At 60.1% G+C, this 1351-nt stretch carries 1 protein-coding gene and 1 other annotated feature; the gene reads left to right on the top strand.

Annotated features, from left to right (window positions below):
* Positions 1 to 55: 55 nt before the first annotated feature.
* Positions 56 to 1290 (top strand): IS3 family transposase gene (locus ACT3S6_RS15865; RefSeq protein WP_373270471.1). Its coding sequence is split into 2 segments (ribosomal slippage): positions 56 to 341 and positions 341 to 1290, totalling 1236 coding nucleotides; the frame shifts between segments, so codons are not numbered across the junction.
* Positions 334 to 462: a sequence feature (AL1L pseudoknot), on the top strand. Its footprint overlaps the gene before it by 129 nt.
* Positions 1291 to 1351: the final 61 nt, after the last annotated feature.

Here is a 1351-nt window from a genome sequence, read left to right as displayed (position 1 = left end):
TGATTCGCCCCGGGAATAATGGAGACAGTGAAGCCACGGAAAGGACTTCCCTGTCATGCCCCAAAAGAAGTACCCCCTCGAGCTACGCGAACGAGCAGTCCGCATGGTCCTCGACGCCCTCGAAGCTGACCCTGGTGCCCGCCGCGGCGTCTTCCGCCGGATCGGCGACCAACTCGGTGTGAACCCAGAAACACTGCGGTCCTGGGTCAATCAGGACCAGGTCGATGCCGGCGACCGCCCCGGCACTACCACCGCTGAAGCCCAGCGCATCAAGGACCTCGAGAAGGAGAATCGGGAACTGCGCCGGGCCAACCAAATCCTGAAGTCGGCCTCGGCTTTTTTCGCGGCGGAGCTCGACCGCCCCTCGAAGTAGTCTGCTCGTATATCGACGAGCACAAGGACGAACTCGGAGTCGAGCCGATCTGTGCCACGCTGCGTGCTGCCGGCGTGAAGATCGCTCCGAGTACCTACTATGCCCGCAAACATCGACCAGCCTCGGCTCGACAGAAACGTGACGAGGTATTGAAAGAAGAGATCAGCACTGTGCACGGGAAGAATTACGATGCGTTCGGAGCCAGGAAGATGCATATCGTGCTCAACCGCGAACCTGACTCGCATGGTCGCGGGCATGTGGCCCGTTGCACGATCGAGCGCCTGATGAGAGACCTCGATCTACACGGGATCAAGAGGGCCAAGGCACCGAACACTACGAGGTCAGCACCGCGGGAGAACTGCCCGGCCGATCTCGTCGATCGGCACTTCGAAGCCTTCGCTCCTGACCGGCTGTGGGTGGCCGATATCACCTATGTGCACACGTTCACAGGGTGGGTCTACGTCGCGTTCGTCACCGACGTGTTCAATCGCGAGATCGTCGGCTGGCAGGTCTCGAGGTCGTTGCATACCGAGTTGGCTCTTGACGCTTTGCAGATGGGGATCTATCAGCGTAAACGTGCTGGTCACGACCTGTCTGGGCTGGTGCATCACTCGGACCGCGGGGTCCAGTATCGAGCGATTCGCTATGGCGAGGCCCTGGCTGAGCAAGACGCAGTCGCGTCTGTCGGGTCGAAAGGAGATTCATACGATAACGCCCTCGCTGAAGCGCTGAATTCACTCTATAAGGCCGAACTCATCCGGAACAAGGGTCCCTGGAAAGGTATTGATGATGTCGAGATCGCCACGGCGCAGTGGGTGCACTGGTTCAACACGTACCGGCCCCACGGAGCACTTGGTGGGGCGACTCCCGCCGCGTTCCGAGCCGATCATCTCAGCACGATGCCACGGGCTGCGTAGCTCGTGGGTGAGCCGATGAATTCCAAGTAGAAAACTCTCCATCAAACACGGGGCTTGACAC

Source organism: Arthrobacter sp. AOP36-C1-22 (genome assembly GCF_052377515.1).
In the GTDB taxonomy this organism is placed as follows: domain Bacteria; phylum Actinomycetota; class Actinomycetes; order Actinomycetales; family Micrococcaceae; genus Arthrobacter_H.
The sequence above is the reverse complement of the archived record's forward strand: the minus strand, read 5'-3'. Positions and strand labels throughout refer to the sequence as shown.